This window comes from Streptomyces sp. (genome assembly GCF_050698815.1).
Lineage (GTDB): Bacteria > Actinomycetota > Actinomycetes > Streptomycetales > Streptomycetaceae > Streptomyces.
Window position 1 is genome coordinate 1 of record NZ_JBOHCV010000626.1, and the last position, 18,019, is coordinate 18,019.

Here is an 18,019-nt window from a genome sequence, read left to right on the forward strand (position 1 = left end):
GCGCATCCAGACGCTGCCGTGAGTCGCCGTCCCCGGCCCCGCCCGTACGGTCCGTGAGCCGGGTCAGGCCGAGGCGGTGAGATCCGCCGACTCACGGTACGAGTCGCCAGAAGTCGCAGAAGTCCCCGAAGTCCCCGCGTGGCGCAGGGAGTTCGGGGAGTCGCCTCACTGCTCCACGGCGGCCTCGCGCCAGCGGTTGGTGATGGGCAGGCGGCGGTCCTTGCCGAAGCCCTTGGCGGAGATCTTCGTGCCCGGCGGGTACTGACGGCGCTTGTACTCCGCGGCGTCCGTCATCCGCAGCACACGTGTGACGACGTCGGGGTCGAAGCCGTGCTCGATGATGCCTTCGCGGCCCACGTCCCCGTCGACGTACAGCTTCAGGATGCGGTCCAGCACGTCGTAGTCCGGCAGGGAGTCCGAGTCGACCTGGCCGGGGCGCAGTTCCGCGCTGGGCGGCTTGGTGATGCTGTTCTCGGGGATCGGCGGGGTGTCGCCACGCTCGGCCGCGGCGCGGTTACGCCACTTCGCCAGCCGGAAGACGTTGGTCTTGTAGACGTCCTTGATGGGTCCGTACGCGCCGACAGAGTCGCCGTAGAGCGTCGAATAGCCGCACGCCAGCTCGGACTTGTTGCCCGGCGCGAGCACGATGTGCCCCTCCTGGTTGGACAGGCCCATCAACGTCACACCACGCAGCCGTGACTGGAGGTTCTCCTCCGAGACACCGGTGAGTTCGACGGCCTCCATGAAGGCGTCGAACATCGGACCGATGGGCACCGTGCGGTAGTTGAGCCCCGTGCGGCGGGCCATCTCGGCGGCGTCGTCCTTGGAGTGCTCCGAGGAGTAGCGGGAGGGCATCGAGACGGCGTAGACGTTTTCGGGGCCGAGAGCGTCGCAGGCGATGGCGGCGACGAGGGCGGAGTCGATGCCGCCGGAGAGGCCGAAGATCACCGAGCGGAAGCCGTTCTTGGCGGCGTACGCGCGCAGGCCGACGACGAGGGCGGTGTAGATCTCCTCGTCGTCCTCCAGTCGCCGCGCCTCGCTCCCGGTGAACTCCGGCTCGCAGGCGGGCAGCGGGTCGGGCGACAGCGTGACGTGCTCGACGCGCAGCCCGTCGTCGACCGTGCCGGCGGGCGGGGTGTCCGCCGCGGCGGGCAGCTCCAGGTCGAGTACGACGCAGTCCTCCTCGAACTGCGGTGCCCGCGCGAGCACTTCACCACGGGCGTCGACGACGATCGAGTCGCCGTCGAATACCAGCTCGTCCTGGCCGCCCGTCATCGCCAGATAGGCGGTGGTGCAGCCGGCCTCCTGGGCGCGCTTGCGCACCAGCTCCAGCCGGGTGTCGCGCTTGTCGCGCTCGTAGGGGGAGGCGTTGACGGAGAGCAGGAGTCCGGCGCCGGCCGTACGGGCGGCCGGCACCCGGCCGCCGTCCTGCCACAGGTCCTCGCAGATGGCCAGCGCGACGTCGACGCCGTGCACGCGTACGACGGGGAGGGTCTCGCCCGGCACGAAGTAGCGGAACTCGTCGAAGACGCCGAAGTTGGGCAGATGGTGCTTGGCGAAGGTCAGCGCCACCTCGCCGCGGTGCAGTACGGCGGCGGCGTTCTGCGGGGCACCCGCCGGGCGGGCGTAGCCGGGGCGGGCCTGCTCGGCGCGGTCGAGGTAGCCGACCACGACGGGGACCTCGCCGAAGCCCTCGTCGGACAGCCGCCCTGCCAGCGCGCGCAGCGCGGCCCGGCTGGCGTGCACGAACGAGGACCGCAGCGCCAGGTCCTCGACGGGATAGCCGGTCAGCATCATCTCGGGAAACGCGACGAGGTGCGCTCCCCGCTCGACGGAGCGCCGGGTCCAGTGCAGGACCGCTTCGGCGTTGCCGTCGAGGTCGCCGACGGTGGAGTCGATCTGGTTCAGGGCGAGACGTAGGTGAGGCACGGCTCCCACTGTAATCGTCTGTCTGACGCGATGCGGGGCGCGGGCGCTCACGGGCGCCGGCGGGCGCCGAACGGCCGGATACGGCGGTCAGGCTCTGCTACTGAAGGGTATCCGCACTATTTCGATACGTGCTGTACTGGATTCGCCGCCTGCCTGGCGGGCATCGGTCAGTGACGTGAACTCGCCACCGCACAAGGGGACGCACATGTTGGACGCACTCGGTCTCGAACCTGTCCAGCAGCAGATGTACGAGGCGCTCGTCGACGGCGCCGTCACCGTCCCCGAGCTCCGTGCGGCGCTCGGGCTGAGCGCCGCGCGGGTGCGCGAGACCCTCGCCGCGCTGGAGAAGTCGGGCCTGGCGGGCCGGTATCCGGGGGAGCGGCGGGGGGAGGAGCGGTTCCTGCCGGTGGCGCCCGAGGTCGCCTTCGAGACGCTGCTGCTGGCCCGTGAGGAGGCCATTCACCGCACCCGCCGCCACGTCCAGCTGCTGGCCACCCGCTTCCGCACCAACGCCGCCGCCCGTGACCCCGGCGACCTGGTGGAGATCGTCACCGGCCGGGCGGCCGTGATCCAGCAGGTCGACCAGTTGCAGCACAGCGCACGCCACCAGATACGGGGCATCGACCGGCCCCCGTACGCCAACAGCGACCCGGACCGGCTGGACCCCAAGACGGGGATGATGCCGGTGCAGGCGAAGACCATGCGGCGTGGCATCGGCTACCGCGTCATCTACGACACCAACGGGCTGGCGACCTTCCACCGCATCGACACCGACATCGAGGCGTGCGCCGAACTGGGCGAGGAGGCCAGGGTGATGGCCGATACGCCGACGAAGCTGCTGGTCGCGGACGACAGGGTCGCCCTCATCCCGCTGCGTTCCGCGCCGCACGAGATGGCCAGCAGCGTGGTGGTGCACCCCTCGGGGCTGCTGGACGCGCTGTGCGAGTTCTTCGAGGTGCTGTGGGCGCGGGCGCTGCCGCTCTCCGCGTACGTGGCGGGCCGCCCGCACGGCGCGGGAGACGCCCCGACCCCGGACGAGGTCCGGCTGCTGGCGCTGCTGACGACGGGCCTGACGGACCAGGTGATGGCGCGCCAACTCGGCGTCAGCTACCGCACCTTCCAGCGCCGCCTGAGTGGTCTGATGGAACGCCTCGGCGCGGGTACGCGCTTCCAGCTGGGGATGCGCGCGGCGAGCCTCGGATGGGTCTCGCAGCCGTCGGGCGCGGGCGGCGAAGTGGCCGGCACGGCCGACGGAAGCGGTGTCCGAGCTGTGGGGAATGGCCCGTAAGCTCCGCAGCTGTGCCTTCTCCGGGTTCTCTTGCTCCGCCCCTGCCGCTGTGTTGAGCTTCGAATGACCGCCGAGTGACCCAAGACCACACGGCCGGGGGCCGCGAGCACGGGGGCCCCGGCAACACCCAGCCGCGGTCCGGTATCCCCCACTGCCGGACCGCGGCTGACGTCTTTCCAGGGTTCCCGGGTTCTCCGGCTCCCGGAAACCCGGCCCGGCAGGCAGCGCCCCGGCAGGGCGGCCGCCGGGCACGCACCCGGCCCTTGGTCCCTCCTGCCCGTGCCGTTCCCCATGGTGTACTGGACGCGCGGAGTCCGGACCCGCGTACGCAATCTTCCGGAAACCGTGTGGTGGGATGCTGATCTGACGCGATGGCCCCCGCGGGGTGCGGTCGGGCAGCCTGACCAGCGAGGATGGGTGACTATGGATAAGCAGCAGGAATTCGTGCTCCGCACGCTCGAGGAGCGCGACATCCGGTTCGTGCGGCTGTGGTTCACCGACGTACTCGGCTTCCTCAAGTCCGTCGCCGTCGCGCCCGCCGAGCTTGAGCAGGCGTTCGACGAGGGGATCGGCTTCGACGGCTCGGCGATCGAGGGCTTCGCCCGCGTCTACGAGTCCGACATGATCGCCAAGCCCGATCCGGGCACCTTCCAGATCCTGCCCTGGCGGGCCGAGGCCCCCGGGACCGCCCGGATGTTCTGCGACATCCTGATGCCGGACGGCTCACCCTCCTACGCCGACCCGCGCTACGTGCTCAAGCGCTGCCTGGCCAGGGCATCCGACCTCGGCTTCACCTTCTACACCCACCCCGAGATCGAGTTCTTCCTGCTCAAGGACCGGCCCGTGGACGGCAGCCGGCCGGTGCCCGCGGACACCTCCGGCTACTTCGACCACACACCGCAGCACGTCGGCATGGACTTCCGGCGGCAGGCGATCACGATGCTGGAGTCGATGGGGATCTCGGTGGAGTTCTCCCACCACGAGGGCGCACCGGGCCAGCAGGAGATCGACCTGCGGTACGCGGACGCCCTGTCGACCGCCGACAACATCATGACGTTCCGGCTGGTGATGAAACAGGTCGCCCTGGAGCAGGGCGTGCAGGCCACGTTCATGCCCAAGCCCTTCTCGGAGCACCCCGGCTCCGGCATGCACACCCACCTGTCACTCTTCGAGGGCGACCGCAACGCCTTCTACGAAGGCGGCTCCGAATACCAGCTCTCCAAGGTCGGCCGCTCCTTCATCGCCGGACTGCTCAAGCACGCGGACGAGATCTCCGCCGTCACCAACCAGTGGGTCAACTCCTACAAGCGCATCTGGGGCGGCGCCAACCGCACCGCGGGTGAGGGCGGCGAGTCCCCCTCCTACATCTGCTGGGGTCACAACAACCGCAGCGCCCTCATCCGGGTGCCGATGTACAAGCCCGGCAAGATGGGCTCCACCCGCATCGAGGTGCGCTCGCTCGACGCGGGCGCCAACCCCTATCTCGCCTACGCCACCCTGCTGTCCGCCGGCCTGAAGGGCATCGAGGAGGGATACGAACTGCCGCCGGGCGCCGACGACGACGTCTGGGCGCTCTCCGACGCCGAGCGGCGCGCCATGGGCATCGAGCCGCTGCCGCAGAACCTCGGCGAGGCCATCACGCTGATGGAGCGCAGCGAGCTGGTCGCCGAGACGCTGGGTGAGCACGTCTACGACTTCTTCCTGCGGAACAAGAAGCAGGAGTGGGAGGAGTACCGAAGCGAAGTCACCGCCTTCGAACTGCGCAAGAGTCTGCCGGTGCTGTAAGTGCTGGGCGGACGCCGGGACAGCCGGTACGGGCAGCTGGTGCGGCGCGGCTTCACCGAACCGGCGGCGGCCGAGCGGCTCCTCGCGCTGAAGGACCTGGACGAGGTGCGCGGTGACACCGGTCTGCTGGACGCCTTCGGCGGTACCGCCGACCCCGACCTCGCCCTGATCGGGCTCGTCCGGCTCGTCGAGGCGCAGCACGATCCGCAGCCGCTGCTGGACACCCTGCTGGCCAGCAAGCCGCTGCGGGACCGGCTGCTGAGTGTGCTCGGGGCGTCGGAGGCGCTCGGGGACCACCTGGCCGGGCATCCGGACGACTGGAAGGCGCTGGTCACCTACGAGGCGGCCGATCTGCACCCGGGCGTCGAGGAGTTCGAGGCGGCGGTCGGGGCCGCTGTGGACCCCGACGATCTGCGGCACCGCTACCGGGGCTGCCTGCTGTCCATCGCGGCCCGCGACATGTGCGGCACCAGCGATCTGGCCGAGACCGCCGCCGAGCTGGCCGACCTCGCCACCGCCACGCTGCGCGCCGCGCTCGCCCTGGCCCGGAGGGCGGCCCCCGACGACGCGAGGGCGTGCCGGCTCGCGGTGATCGGCATGGGCAAGTGCGGGGGCCGCGAACTCAACTACGTCTCCGACGTGGACGTCATCTTCGTCGCGGAGCCGGCGGACGGCGCGGCCGAGGCCGAGGCGCTGCAGGCCGCCACCCGGCTCGCGGCGCACCTGATGCGGATCTGCTCCGACACCACGGCCGAGGGCACCATCTGGCCGGTGGACGCCAACCTCCGTCCCGAGGGCCGCAACGGCCCGCTCGTACGCACCCTCTTCTCCCACCTCGCCTACCTCAACCGCTGGGCGAAGACCTGGGAGTTCCAGGCGCTGCTCAAGGCCCGGCCGGTGGCGGGCGACACCGCGCTCGGCGAGGCGTACGCGGAGGCCGTCGCCCCCCTGGTCTGGTCGGCGGCCGAGCGGGAGAACTTCGTCCCCGACGTGCAGCAGATGCGCCGCCGGGTGGTGGAGAACATCCCCGCCGCCCAGGTCGAACGCGAGCTGAAGCTCGGCCCCGGCGGCCTGCGGGACGTCGAATTCGCCGTACAGATGCTGCAGTTGGTGCACGGCCGCTCCGACGCCACGCTGCGCAGCCCCACCACACTCGCCGCCCTGGACGCGCTCGCCGTGGGCGGCTACATCGGGCGGCAGGACGCCGCCGCGCTGGATGCCGCCTACCGCTTCCTGCGCACCATGGAGCACCGCATCCAGCTCTACCGGCTGCGCCGCACCCACCTGATGCCGGAGGCCGAGGCGGACCAGCGCCGGCTGAGTCGTTCGCTGGGTTACCGCAGCGAACCGGTCACCGAGCTGCACCGGGCATGGCGGCGGCACGCCGCGGCCGTACGGCGGCTGCACGAGAAGCTCTTCTACCGCCCGCTGCTGGACGCCGTCGCCCAGCTCGACGTCGGCGAGGCACGGCTCTCGCCGCGTGCGGCCCGGCAGCGGCTGGAGGCACTGGGCTACGCCGATCCGGCCGGGGCGCTGCGCCACCTGGAGGCGCTGGCCAGCGGGGTGAGCCGGAAGGCGGCCATCCAACGCACGCTGCTGCCGGTGCTGTTGGGCTGGTTCGCCGACTCCGCCGACCCCGACGCGGGGCTGCTCGGCTTCCGCAAGGTCTCCGACGCGCTCGGCAAGACGCCCTGGTACCTGCGGCTGCTGAGGGACGAGGGCGCCGCGGCCGAGAACCTCGCGCGGGTGCTCTCCGCCGGGCGCTTCGCGCCCGATCTGCTGCTGCGCGCCCCCGAGGCGGTCGCGCTGCTCGGCGACGAGGGCGGGCTGCGGCCGCGCTCCCGTGAGGCGCTGACCCAGGAGGTGCTGGCCGCCGTCGGCCGCGCCCCGGACGCCGAAACGGCGGTGGCGGTGGCACGCGGGGTGCGGCGCCGCGAGTTGTTCCGTACGGCCGCGGGCGACCTGATCGGCGCGTACGGCACCGAGGAGCGGCCCGCCGAGGAGGCGGCACCGGCCGTGGACCGGATCGGCGACGCCCTCACCGACCTCAACGCCGCCACCATCGCGGGCGCGTTGAGGGCCGCGGTGCGCGACAAGTGGGGGGAGGAACTCCCCATCCGGTTCGCCGTGATCGGCATGGGCAGATTCGGCGGACACGAGCTGAGCTACGGCTCGGACGCCGATGTCCTGTTCGTGCACGAGGCGCGCGAGGGCGTGAACGAGCACCAAGCGGGCAAGGCCGCCTTCGCCGTCGCCACCGAACTGCGACGGCTGCTCCAACTGCCCACCGCCGACCCCCCGTTGCCGATCGACGCCGACCTGCGTCCGGAGGGCCGGTCGGGGCCGCTGGTGCGGTCGCTGGAGTCCTACGCCGCCTACTACCGCCGCTGGTCGGTGGCCTGGGAGAGCCAGGCGCTGCTGAGGGCCGAACCGGTCGCCGGCGACCCGGAACTGGGCCGCCGCTTCGTCGAACTCATCGATCCGCTGCGGTATCCGGCAGCCGGCCTCGGCGAGGAGGCGCTGCGCGAGATAAGGCGGCTGAAGGCACGCATGGAGGCCGAGCGGATGCCGCGCGGAGCCGACGCGACCACGCACGCGAAGCTGGGCCGGGGCGGGCTCGCCGACGTGGAGTGGACGGTGCAGCTGCTCCAGCTGCGGCACGGCGCGGACCGGCCGGGGCTGCGCACGACCCGTACCCGGGCGGCGCTGGCCGCCGCGCGGGAGGCGGAGCTGCTGAGCGAGGAGGACGCCCACACCCTGGACGAGGCGTGGCTGCTGGCGACGCGGGTGCGCAACGCGGTGATGCTGGTACGGGGCCGGGCCGGGGACACCTTCCCCTCGGAGGCACGGGAGTTGGGCGCGGTCGGGCGATACCTCGGGTACTCGGTGACCGGCGGCAGCGGAGAGATGCTGGACGACTACCGCCGCGTCACCCGGCGGGCGCGCGGCGTGGCCGAGCGGCTCTTCTACGAGGACTGAACGCGCCGGTGTCCAGTGCCGGGAGGGGCACTACTGCCGGGCGGGGGACTGGGCCGGCACGGCCGGCACCGCGACCCGTTTGGGCAGGCGGTAGGAAAGGCGCCCGTACCAGCCGTAGGAGAGGGCGAAGCCGAAGGCCAGGCAGATCACGCCGCCCACCGCGTCCAGCCAGAAGTGGTTGGCGGTGCAGACGATCACCACGAGCGTGAGCACCGGGTACAGCGCCCCCAGGGCGCGTACCCACAGCGGCCCCGCGAGCGCGGCGATGGTGATGCCGCACCACACCGACCATCCGATGTGCATCGAGGGCATGGCGGCGTACTGGTTCGACATGTCCGCCAGGTTGCCCGACGCCATCGATCCCCAGGTCTGGTGGACGTTCACGGTGTCGATGAAGCCGTCGCCGCGCATCAGCCGGGGCGGCGCCAGCGGGAAGAGGTAGTAGCCGAGCAGGGCGATGCCGGTGGTGGCGAAGAGGACGAGGCGGGTCGCCGCGTACCGGCCGGGATGCCTGCGGTAGAGCCAGACCAGTAACCCGATCGTCACGATGAAGTGCAGTGTCGCGTAGTAGTAGTTCATCGTGAGGATGAGCCAGGTGACGCTGTTGGCGGCGTGGTTGACGGAATTCTCGACCGCGATGCCGAGCACGTGCTCCGTCTTCCACACCCAGTCGGCGTTGTCGAGTGCCTGGGTGCGCTGTTCGGGTACGGCGTTGCGGATGAGGGAGTACGTCCAGTAACTGACCGCGATGAGCAGGATCTCGAACCAGATCGTGGGCCGCCGGGCGGCCCGCAGCCGGGTCAGTGCGGCCGGTCTCCCGCTGCTTCCGGCCTCCTGTTTCCCCTCGGCCTCACCGGTGCTGCCGACGGTGTCACCGGCTTCGCGAGACTCCTTCTGCGGGGTCGCGGTGGCCGGCCGGCGAACGGGCGTGGTGCTCGTCTTCGGTGTAGTCGGTACCCCCATGAGGGGACAGTCTGCCAGAAGAGGGCAGGGCGCCCGATCATCCTGCGGTCGGTCATCCAGCCGGTTTCAGTCCTCCCTGTGGCCGAGGGCCGACCTAGGGGGCGGAGGCCGTTGAACCCCGTACGACCAGCTCCGGAAGGAAGACGAACTCGCTGTGCGGGGCGGGCGTACCGCCGATCTCCTCGAGCAGCGCGCGGACCGCCGCCTGCCCCATCGCGGGCACCGGCTGACGGATCGTCGTGAGCGGCGGATCGGTGAAGGCGATGAGCGGGGAGTCGTCGAAGCCGATCACCGAGACGTCGCCCGGGACTTCACTTCCCCGCTGCCGGGCCGCCCGGATCGCGCCGAGCGCCATCATGTCGCTGGCGCACACCACGGCCGTTACGCCGCGCTCCAACAGCGCGGTGGCGGCGGCCTGTCCGCCCTCCAGGGTGTAGAGGGAGTGCTCGACGAACCGCCCCGCCTCGTCCGTCGACAGGCCCAACTGCTCTTCCATCGCGCGCAGAAAGCCCTCGGTCTTGCGCTGTACGGGCACGAAGCGACCGGGACCCAGCGCCAGCCCGATCCGCCGGTGCCCCAGCGCCCCCAGATGCGTCACGGCCAGCCGCATCGCCGCCCGGTCGTCGGGCGAGACGAACGGCGCCCGCACCTTGGCCGAGAACCCGTTGATGAGCACGAAGGGCACGCCCTGCCCGCGCAGCCGTTCGTAGCGCTGCATGTCGGCGGTGGTGTCGGCGTGCAGCCCGGAGACGAAGATGATGCCGGCGACCCCGCGGTCCACGAGCATCTCGGTCAGCTCGTCCTCCGTCGATCCGCCGGGCGTCTGCGTCGCCAGCACCGGTGTGTACCCCTGCCTGGTGAGGGCCTGGGCGATCACCTGGGCGAAGGCGGGGAAGATCGGGTTCTCCAGCTCGGGAGTGATCAGACCGACCAGCCCGGCGCTGCGCTGCCGCAGCCTGACCGGCCTTTCATACCCGAGCACGTCGAGGGCGGCCAGGACGGATTCGCGGGTGGCCGCCGCGACGCCCTGCTTGCCGTTGAGCACACGGCTGACGGTCGCTTCGCTGACCCCCGCCTGTGCTGCGATGTCAGCTAGTCGTGCGGTCACAGGGCTCGACTGTACCGGGCGCACGGCCGCGGCGTCTCGCGCGCGGCCGTCTGCAAACAATCTTGCTGAAAGTTGCCGCAAACTCTTTCGCAAAGTCTTTTCACGCTGTTACGTTCCTGCGCAGCCGAGCGCCGCCCGAGGCGCCGGGGTCCCCCAGGCCGGAGGCCGACGGGGAGCACACGTGGGAGGAATGGACATGGGGCGTGACAGGCGTCGCACAGCAGCAGCCACCGCCGTGGCCGCGGTGCTCGCACTGACGGCGACGGCGTGCGGCGGGGACAGTGACGGGAGCGGGAGCGACAAGGGGGCGAACGGCGAGATAGCCGGCACCGTCACCTACTGGGACACCTCGAACGACGCCGAGAAGGGCGCGTACAAGAAGATCGCCGAGGACTTCGAGAAGCAGCACCCCAAGGTCGATGTGAAGTACGTGCACGTCAACTTCGGTGACGCGAACCAGAAGTTCAAGAACGCCGCGGGCGGCAACTCCGGCGCCCCCGACGTGATGCGCACCGAGGTCGCCTGGGTCGCCGACTTCGCCAGCCTCGGCTACCTCGCACCGCTGGACGGCACCCCGGCGCTGGACAAGCCCTCGGACTACCTCAAGACGGCCGCCGGCAGCACCCGCTACAAGGGCAAGACCTACGCCCTGCCGCAGGTCACCGACACCCTCGGGCTCTTCTACAACAAGAAGATGCTCAAGGACGCGGGCGTCGGGGTGCCGAAGTCCTTCGCCGAGCTGAAGAAGTCCGCGAAGAAGATCAAGAGCGAGACCGGCAAGACCGGCCTGTACCTGCGCGGCGACGACCCGTACTGGTTCCTGCCCTACCTCTACGGCGAGGGCGGCGACCTCGTCGACGCGAAGGCCAAGAAGATCACCGTCGACGACGGCCCCGGCGCCAAGGCGTTCACCACCATGAAGGACCTGGTCGACTCCAAGGCCGCGACGACCGACACCAGCGACGGCCAGGAGAACGGCCTCAAGGCCTTCCAGGACGGCGACGTCGCCATGATCATCGACGGACCGTGGGATATCGCGGGTGCCCAGCAGGGCAAGGAATTCAAGGGTGACAAGGACAACCTCGGCGTCGCGCCCGTACCCGCGGGCAGCGTGCGGAGCGGGTCGCCGCAGGGCGGCTGGAACCTGTCGGTGTACGCGGGCAGCAAGAACACCCGGACCGCGCAGGAGTTCGCGAAGTACATGAGCTCGGCCGAGGTGCAGCAGCGCACCACTGAGGAGCTGAGCCTGCTGCCCACCCGCGAGTCCGTCTATGACGAGCCGTCGGTCAAGAACAACACCATGGTCGAGTTCTTCAAGCCCGCCGTGGACAAGGCCGTGCAGCGCCCCTGGATCGCCGAGGGCAACGCCCTCTTCGAGCCCATCCGCGGGCAGATGGACGCCGTGCTCACCGGAAGCCGCAGCCCCAAGGACGCCGCGGACAAGGTCGGCGACGGGTTCCGCAAGGTGCTCAAGGACTACAAGTAACCACGAGGGGATGGCAGACCGGGCATGGCTGTGGACATCACGGGCCGGCCGGTGGCGAGGACCGCGGGCGGCGGCGAGGACTCCGCCCGCGGTCGCGGCCGCCGGAGTGCGAAGCACGGGGACGGGCGGGGAGGACTGCGCCGTGCGCTCGCCCGGCATTGGTACGCCTGGGCCATGGTGGCTCCGGTCGTCCTCGTCATCGGCGTGATCATCGGCTATCCGCTGGTGCGCGGGGCGTATCTCTCGCTCACCGACGCCGACGAGGCCAACGTCGAACGCATCATCGGCGTCAACCACATTCCGGCGACGTACCGCTTCACCGGGCTGGAGAACTACACCGCCATCCTCACCGACAGCGTTTTCTGGGACCGGCTCGGCTGGACCGTGGTGTGGACGGTGGGCTGCGTCAGCGTCACCTTCCTGCTCGGGCTGACGCTGGCCAACATGCTCAACCGGCGGGTGGCCGGCCGCTCCTGGTACCGGATCGCGATGATCGTGCCCTGGGGCGTCCCGGCCTTCGTCTCCGTCTTCGCCTGGAAGATGCTCTTCAACGAGAAGAACGGACTGCTCAACAAGGTCCTCGACGGCGGCGGCGTGGAAGGCGTCGCCTGGCTGGGCGATCCCACCTGGGCCAAGCTGTCGGTCATCGCGGTCAACGTCTGGCTCGGCGTCCCCTTCATGATCGTCGCCATGCTGGGCGCCCTGCAGTCCATACCGGGTGAGCTGTACGAGGCCGCCGAGATGGACGGCGCCGGTCCCTGGCAGCGGTTCCGCAACATCACGCTGCCCGGCGTCCGTACGGTCAGCAGCACGGTGGTCCTGCTCAGCACCATCTGGACCTTCAACATGTTCCCGGTGATCTACCTGCTCACCAAGGGCGGCCCGGAGGACTCCACGGAGATCCTGGTGACGTACGCCTTCCGGCTGTCCTTCGTCAACAGCCCGCGGGACTTCGCCACTTCGGCCGCCTGGGGCGTGCTCATCCTGGTGCTGCTGTCGTTGTTCACGGTGGTCTACCGGCGGGCCCTGCGCCGCCAGGGAGAGGTGTGGTGAGGATGCGATCGGTAACCGGAACCCGGCACGGGCGGAGCACAGCCGCATCCGTCGGACTGCACGCCGGGCTGCTGGCCGCGACCGTCGTCGCGCTCTTCCCCCCGCTGTGGCTGCTGGTGACCTCCTTCAAGCCGAAGAGCGAGTCCTTCTCCGCGGCCCTGGTGCACGACTTCACCCTGGACAACTACACCCACGTCATCGCGGACACCTACTTCCTGACCTGGTTCGGCAACTCACTGCTGGTGGTGGCCGGTACGACCCTGATCGGCGTCTTCATCGCCGCCACCGCCGGCTACGCGATCAGCCGCTTCCGCTTCCCCGGCATGCGCCCGCTGATGTGGGTGCTGCTGATCACTCAGATGTTCCCCATGGCGGTGCTCATCGTGCCGCTCTACAACACCCTGGCCCGGCTCGGCCTGCTGAACCAGCCCGTCGGTCTGATCATCACCTATCTCACCGTCGCGGTGCCGTTCTGCGCCTGGATGATGAAGGGCTTCTTCGACAGCATTCCCGTCGACATCGACGAGTCCGGACGTGTCGACGGCCTCAACCCCTTCGGCACCTTCTGGCGCCTCATCCTGCCGCTGGCCAGACCGGGCCTGGCCGTCACCGGCTTCTACACCTTCGTCACGGCCTGGGCCGAAGTCGCCTACGCCACCGCCTTCATGACCGGCGAGGAGAATCTCACCCTCGCCGGCGGCCTGCAGACCTTCGTCAACCGCTACGGCGCCGACTGGGGTTCGATGACCGCGGCCGCCGTCGTCATCGCCGTGCCGGCGGCCCTCGTCTTCGGCCTCGCGCAGCGGCACCTGGTCTCCGGACTGACCGCCGGCGCGACGAAGTCCTGACGCGCCGCACGCACCGCACGCACCGCACGCACCTCTACCTTTCAGGGATGACATGACCCAGCATCTCGCCGCCGGCCCCGCCATGACCGCTGCCGACACCCGCACCGGCTGGTGGCGGGACGCGGTGATCTACCAGGTCTATCCGCGCTCCTTCGCAGACGCCGACGGTGACGGCATGGGCGACCTCGCGGGTGTACGGGCCCGGCTGCCCTACCTCGCCGGGCTGGGCGTGGACGCCGTCTGGCTCAGCCCCTTCTACGCGTCGCCGCAGGCCGACGGCGGCTACGACGTGTCCGACTACCGCGCCGTCGACCCGCGCTTCGGTGAACTGGCCGACGCCGCCGCCCTGATCGACGACGCACACGCACTGGGCCTGCGCGTCATCGTCGACATCGTGCCCAACCACTCCTCCGACCAGCACGAATGGTTCCAGCGCGCGCTGGCCGAGGGCCCCGGCTCACCGGCCCGCGACCGCTACCACTTCAAGCCCGGCAGAGGCCCGCTGGGCGAAGAGCCCCCCAACGACTGGGAGTCCGTCTTCGGCGGCCCCGCCTGGACCCGCGTCAAGGACGCCGCCGACGAGGGTGCTGGAGAGGGCGGTGGCGAGGGCGGCGAGTGGTACCTGCACCTCTTCGCCCCGGAGCAGCCCGACTTCAACTGGGAACACCCCGCCGTGCGCGACGAGTTCCGCACCCTGCTGCGCTTCTGGCTCGACCGGGGCGTCGACGGCTTCCGCGTCGACGTCGCACACGGCCTGGTCAAGGCTCCCGGGCTGCCCGACACGGGACGGACCGGGCAACTGCGGCTGCTGGGCAGCGCGCCGCTTCCCTTCTTCGATCAGGACGGGGTGCACGAGATCTACCGCGACTGGCGGCGGGTCCTGGAGGAGTACCCGGGGGAGCGGATCGGCGTCGCCGAGGCGTGGACACCCGACTCGGGGCGCACCGCCCTGTACGTACGCCCCGACGAACTGCACCAGGCCTTCAACTTCCACTACCTGCAGACCGGTTGGGAAGCCGACGCGCTGCGCGACGTCATCGAGGAGTCGCTGGCGGCGATGCGCCCGGTCGCCGCGCCCGCGACCTGGGTGCTGTCCAACCACGACGTCGTACGCCACCGCACCCGGCTCGGCGGTGGCCTGCCCCGCGCCCGGGCCGCCGCGCTGCTGATGCTGGCGCTGCCCGGATCGGCGTACCTCTACCAGGGCGAGGAACTGGGCCTGCCCGAGGTGACCGAGCTGCCCGACGACGCCCGTCAGGACCCCTCCTTCTTCCGCGACAACGGCCAGGACGGACTGCGCGACGGCTGCCGCGTACCGCTGCCCTGGGAGCGGAGCGGCAGCTCCTACGGGTTCGGCGACGGCGGCGGCTGGCTGCCGCAACCGGCCGGCTGGGGCGAGCTGTCGGTCGCGGCCCAGACCGGCGACCCCGCCTCCACGCTGGAGCTCTACCGCGCCGCCCTGCGGCTCCGCCGCGACCAGCCCGGCCTGGGCGCCGGCGAGTCGGTGGAGTGGCTGCCGGCACCCGAGGGGGTGCTCGCCTTCCGGCGCGGCGGCTTCGTCTGCACCGCCAACACGGCGGAGCACGCCGCTGGCCTTCCCGCCGAACTCACCAAGCAGCTGGGCGAGTTGCTGCTCACCAGCGGCCCGTACGACGGCGGCGTCACGCTCCCGCCGGACACCACCGCCTGGTGGGCCGCGCCACCGGCCGCCGGACAGGCCACCGGGACGGGCGCATGACGTCGGTGCTGCCCGCCACCCGCCTCGCCGACATCGCCGGCCAGGCGGAGGTCAGCGAGGCCACCGTCAGCCGGGTGCTCAACGGCAAGACGGGCGTGGCCGCGCCCACCCGGCGGCGCGTGCTCGCCGCGCTGGACGTGCTCGGCTACGAACGCCCCGTACGCCTGAGCCGGCGCAGCGCCGGGCTGGTCGGCCTGGTGATCCCGGAACTGACCAACCCCATCTTCCCGGCCTTCGCGCAGGTCATCGAGCAGGCCCTGTCGGGTTACGGCTACACGCCCGTGCTCGGCACCCAGCTGCCCGGCGGGGCGACCGAGGACGAGCTGGTCGACCAGCTCGTGGAGCGTGCCGTCACCGGCATCATCTTCCTCTCCGGGCTGCACGCCGACCTGAGCGCCGATCCGGCCCGCTACGCCCGATTGGGGGACCGCGGCGTGCCGTTCGTCCTGATCAACGGCTACAACGAGCGGATCACCGCGCCCTTCGTCTCCCCGGACGACCACGTCTCCGCCGAGATCGCCGTACGGCATCTGCGGGACCTGGGGCACCGGCGGATCGGGCTCGCCGTCGGCCCGGACCGGTTCGTGCCGGCGCGCCGCAAGGCGGCGGGCTTCGCCGCCGCCCTGGCGGGTTCCGGCGGCGCCGGCCCGGTGCGCAACACCCTCTTCACGGTGGAGGGCGGGCACGCGGCGGCCGGCGACCTGCTGGATCAGGGCTGCACCGGCATCGTGTGCGGCAGCGACCTGATGGCGCTGGGCGCCGTACGGGCCGTGCGCCAGCGCGGGCTCGACGTGCCCCGCGACGTCTCCGTGGTCGGCTACGACGACTCGGAGCTGAACGCCTTCACCGATCCGCCGCTGACGACCGTACGGCAGCCGGTGCGCGCCATGGCGAACGCCGCGGTGCACACGCTGCTGGAGGAGATCGGCGGAAACCCCGTACCGCACACGGAGTTCGTCTTCCAGCCGGAACTGGTCGTACGGGGCTCCACGGGCCAGGCGCCCGCCTGAGCCACCCCGCTCACCTGCCCCCGTGACTCCGGTCCGGCCGACCGGTGGCCCTGTTGACGGGCCGCACGCGCCCGGCCGGCCGGGCCGGTCCCACCGGGGCGTGCCGCCGTGCGGGTCAGTGCAGCTCGCGCAGCCGCTCACCGTTGGCCAGCCGCCCGGTCAGCTTCGCCTTCGCGCCCTGCCGCGCCGGGAGTGTCAGCGTGCGGGTCGCCGAGACGCCGCGCAGTCCGCCGGGGCCCCGCACCCGGAGGCCGGTCACCTGTGGGCTTCCGGCCGCCAGTACGTACCAGTGAGCCGCCGGCGACTTCCACAGCACGCCGCTCAGCACCCGGGGTTCCCGCTTCCCGCACGCCGGGCTGTCCGTCGCCCGCGCGGTGACCACGGCCGGCTCGGCCGGCTTGCCCGCCGGCGGCCGGAATCCGGCCAGCACCTGCGCGCCCGCGCCACGCCAGGTCTCAGCGCGGGTGCACACCCAGGACGCCTCCCCGGCGCCGTCCGGGAGCGACTGCCGCGCGTACTCCCACGAGTTGACCGACCGCACCCCGCCCCCGGACATCGCCCGCAGTCCGCAGGCGGTACGGGCGAGACCCGCCCGGGCCTCGGGGCCCGTCGCGTCGCGGGCCCCAAGGCCGGGTGCACCGGCGGTGACCTGCGGCGGCGTCAACTCGCCCAGGTCGGTGTAGAGATGCGGCGCGGACCGGCCCCGGGTGGTCAGCAGCAGCCCGGGCCAGTGGTCGCAGCTGCCCGGGTCGCCGCCCGGACCGGCGATCGGCTCGAGCACGCCGTCCTTGTCGCGGTCGAGCGGCCGGCCGCTGTCACCGGGCCTGGTCAGGTCCGCCTCGGCGGCCCGCGCCACCCAGGGGGCCGTCAGATAGCGGACGTCGGTCTCACTGCGGGAGAGGACCAGCGCACCGGAGGACGCGGTGTCCGCGCCGTCCGTACGGGCCAGGTCCAGGACCGCGCCGCCCTCCTGCGCGCCCTCCGGCTCGGCGTACCGCGCCACCCGCAGACCGTCGTGCAGCAGGACGACGGCGGCGCCGTCCACCCGTCCCGCGAACAGCAGCTGGGGCGGGCCCGAAGGCGGCCCTTCGGGGGTGCCACGGGTGGCGGAGACGGTCACCTTCTCGCCGGGACGGGCCCATACCGCCAGCGCCCGGCGCAGCAGTTCCCGGTCGTCGGTGAGGTCGCCGCGGGCCGGCCAGGCGGCGAAGTCCGCGCGCGAGGCCCGCCTCCAGGCGTCGGCGGAGACCTGCGTCAACGCCCTGGGGTCGAGGGCCTTCTCGGCCGCCGCGTTCCGGGCGTAGGCCGGCGCCGCGGCACCGTCCTGCCCCCAGGAGTCGCCCGGCAGGCCCAGCAGAGCGCCGCAGAGGAGCACGGCCGCCACCGCGGCGAGCGCCGCGCGGCCGTGCTGCCGTCGCCGCATCAGGTCGGTGGGCCGGGCCTGCAGGGTGCACGGGTCGAATTCCGCGGATGCCAGCAGCGACCGGTCCCGGCTGCCCGCGGGCCCCCGCACCATGTCCGCGTCGGCCAGTGCCACAGAGGGGTCCGGTACCTCGGCGACGGTCAGCGTGCGGCGTACCTCGGCGTCCGTCAGACCCTCCATGCCACGCAGCACATAGGCCGCCCGGCCCGCGCCCGTGACCTCCGACAGTGCTTGGTCCAGGGCGAGTTCGTCGGCGCCGCCGGAGCGGGGGAAGAGCCGCAGCCCGAGAACCCGGGGGAAGAACCCGGGGCGCAGGGGGAGCGGGCGCAGCCGCAACGGGCCGATCCGGCGCGGCCGTTCCCCGGCCAGCGCGGCCCGCAGCACCCGGCCGCGGACGTAGGCGTAGGCG

12 protein-coding genes are annotated in these 18,019 nt (G+C 71.8%); 8 read left to right on the top strand and 4 right to left on the bottom strand.

Annotated features, from left to right (window positions below; translation table 11 throughout):
* Positions 1-165: 165 nt before the first annotated feature.
* Positions 166-1,929: an NAD+ synthase gene (locus ACRDP3_RS22625; protein WP_431518834.1), complete on the bottom strand. Its 1,764-nt coding sequence runs from the start codon at positions 1,927-1,929 to the stop codon at positions 166-168.
* A gap of 205 nt (positions 1,930-2,134) precedes the next feature.
* On the opposite strand from ACRDP3_RS22625, the gene ACRDP3_RS22630 reads away from it, so the two are divergent.
* The 3 genes from ACRDP3_RS22630 (at position 2,135) to ACRDP3_RS22640 (ending at position 7,981) form a co-directional block, all read left to right on the top strand.
* Positions 2,135-3,217, top strand: coding sequence for a helix-turn-helix transcriptional regulator (locus ACRDP3_RS22630; RefSeq protein ID WP_431518835.1), 1,083 nt, complete (start codon positions 2,135-2,137; stop codon positions 3,215-3,217).
* Between the two features lie 423 nt (positions 3,218-3,640).
* Entirely contained in the window at positions 3,641-5,002 is a 1,362-nt protein-coding gene (locus ACRDP3_RS22635) for a glutamine synthetase family protein (protein WP_431518836.1), read from the top strand.
* Entirely contained in the window at positions 5,003-7,981 is a 2,979-nt protein-coding gene (locus ACRDP3_RS22640; protein ID WP_431518837.1) for a bifunctional [glutamine synthetase] adenylyltransferase/[glutamine synthetase]-adenylyl-L-tyrosine phosphorylase, read from the top strand.
* A 30-nt stretch (positions 7,982-8,011) separates the two neighbouring features.
* Here ACRDP3_RS22640 and ACRDP3_RS22645 read toward each other — a convergent pair whose 3' ends face one another.
* Positions 8,012-8,944 (bottom strand): phosphatase PAP2 family protein, encoded by a 933-nt coding sequence (locus tag ACRDP3_RS22645; RefSeq protein ID WP_431518838.1) that lies wholly within the window; start codon positions 8,942-8,944, stop codon positions 8,012-8,014.
* A 94-nt stretch (positions 8,945-9,038) separates the two neighbouring features.
* Positions 9,039-10,052 carry a LacI family DNA-binding transcriptional regulator gene (locus tag ACRDP3_RS22650; protein WP_431518839.1) on the bottom strand — a complete coding sequence of 338 codons (1,014 nt, stop codon included), beginning with the start codon at positions 10,050-10,052 and terminating at the stop codon, positions 9,039-9,041.
* A gap of 196 nt (positions 10,053-10,248) precedes the next feature.
* Here ACRDP3_RS22650 and ACRDP3_RS22655 point away from each other — a divergent pair, with 196 nt between their 5' ends.
* From ACRDP3_RS22655 to ACRDP3_RS22675, 5 genes are read left to right on the top strand one after another with little or no spacing between them, the layout of a single operon-like run.
* Positions 10,249-11,538, top strand: coding sequence for an extracellular solute-binding protein (locus ACRDP3_RS22655; RefSeq protein ID WP_431518840.1), 1,290 nt, complete (start codon positions 10,249-10,251; stop codon positions 11,536-11,538).
* A 24-nt stretch (positions 11,539-11,562) separates the two neighbouring features.
* Positions 11,563-12,591, top strand: coding sequence for a carbohydrate ABC transporter permease (locus tag ACRDP3_RS22660; protein ID WP_431518841.1), 1,029 nt, complete (start codon positions 11,563-11,565; stop codon positions 12,589-12,591).
* Positions 12,592-12,593: 2 nt separating this feature from the next.
* Positions 12,594-13,439, top strand: coding sequence for a sugar ABC transporter permease (locus tag ACRDP3_RS22665; protein ID WP_431518842.1), 846 nt, complete (start codon positions 12,594-12,596; stop codon positions 13,437-13,439).
* Between the two features lie 52 nt (positions 13,440-13,491).
* Positions 13,492-15,177 (top strand): glycoside hydrolase family 13 protein, encoded by a 1,686-nt coding sequence (locus ACRDP3_RS22670; RefSeq protein ID WP_431518843.1) that lies wholly within the window; start codon positions 13,492-13,494, stop codon positions 15,175-15,177.
* Positions 15,174-16,187: a LacI family DNA-binding transcriptional regulator gene (locus tag ACRDP3_RS22675; RefSeq protein ID WP_431518844.1), complete on the top strand. Its 1,014-nt coding sequence runs from the start codon at positions 15,174-15,176 to the stop codon at positions 16,185-16,187. Before ACRDP3_RS22670 ends, ACRDP3_RS22675 begins: the two co-directional genes overlap by 4 nt.
* A gap of 115 nt (positions 16,188-16,302) precedes the next feature.
* On the opposite strand, the gene ACRDP3_RS22680 is transcribed toward ACRDP3_RS22675, so the two are convergent.
* A partial coding sequence (locus ACRDP3_RS22680; RefSeq protein WP_431518845.1) for a hypothetical protein occupies positions 16,303-18,019 on the bottom strand: 1,717 nt, incomplete at its 5' end.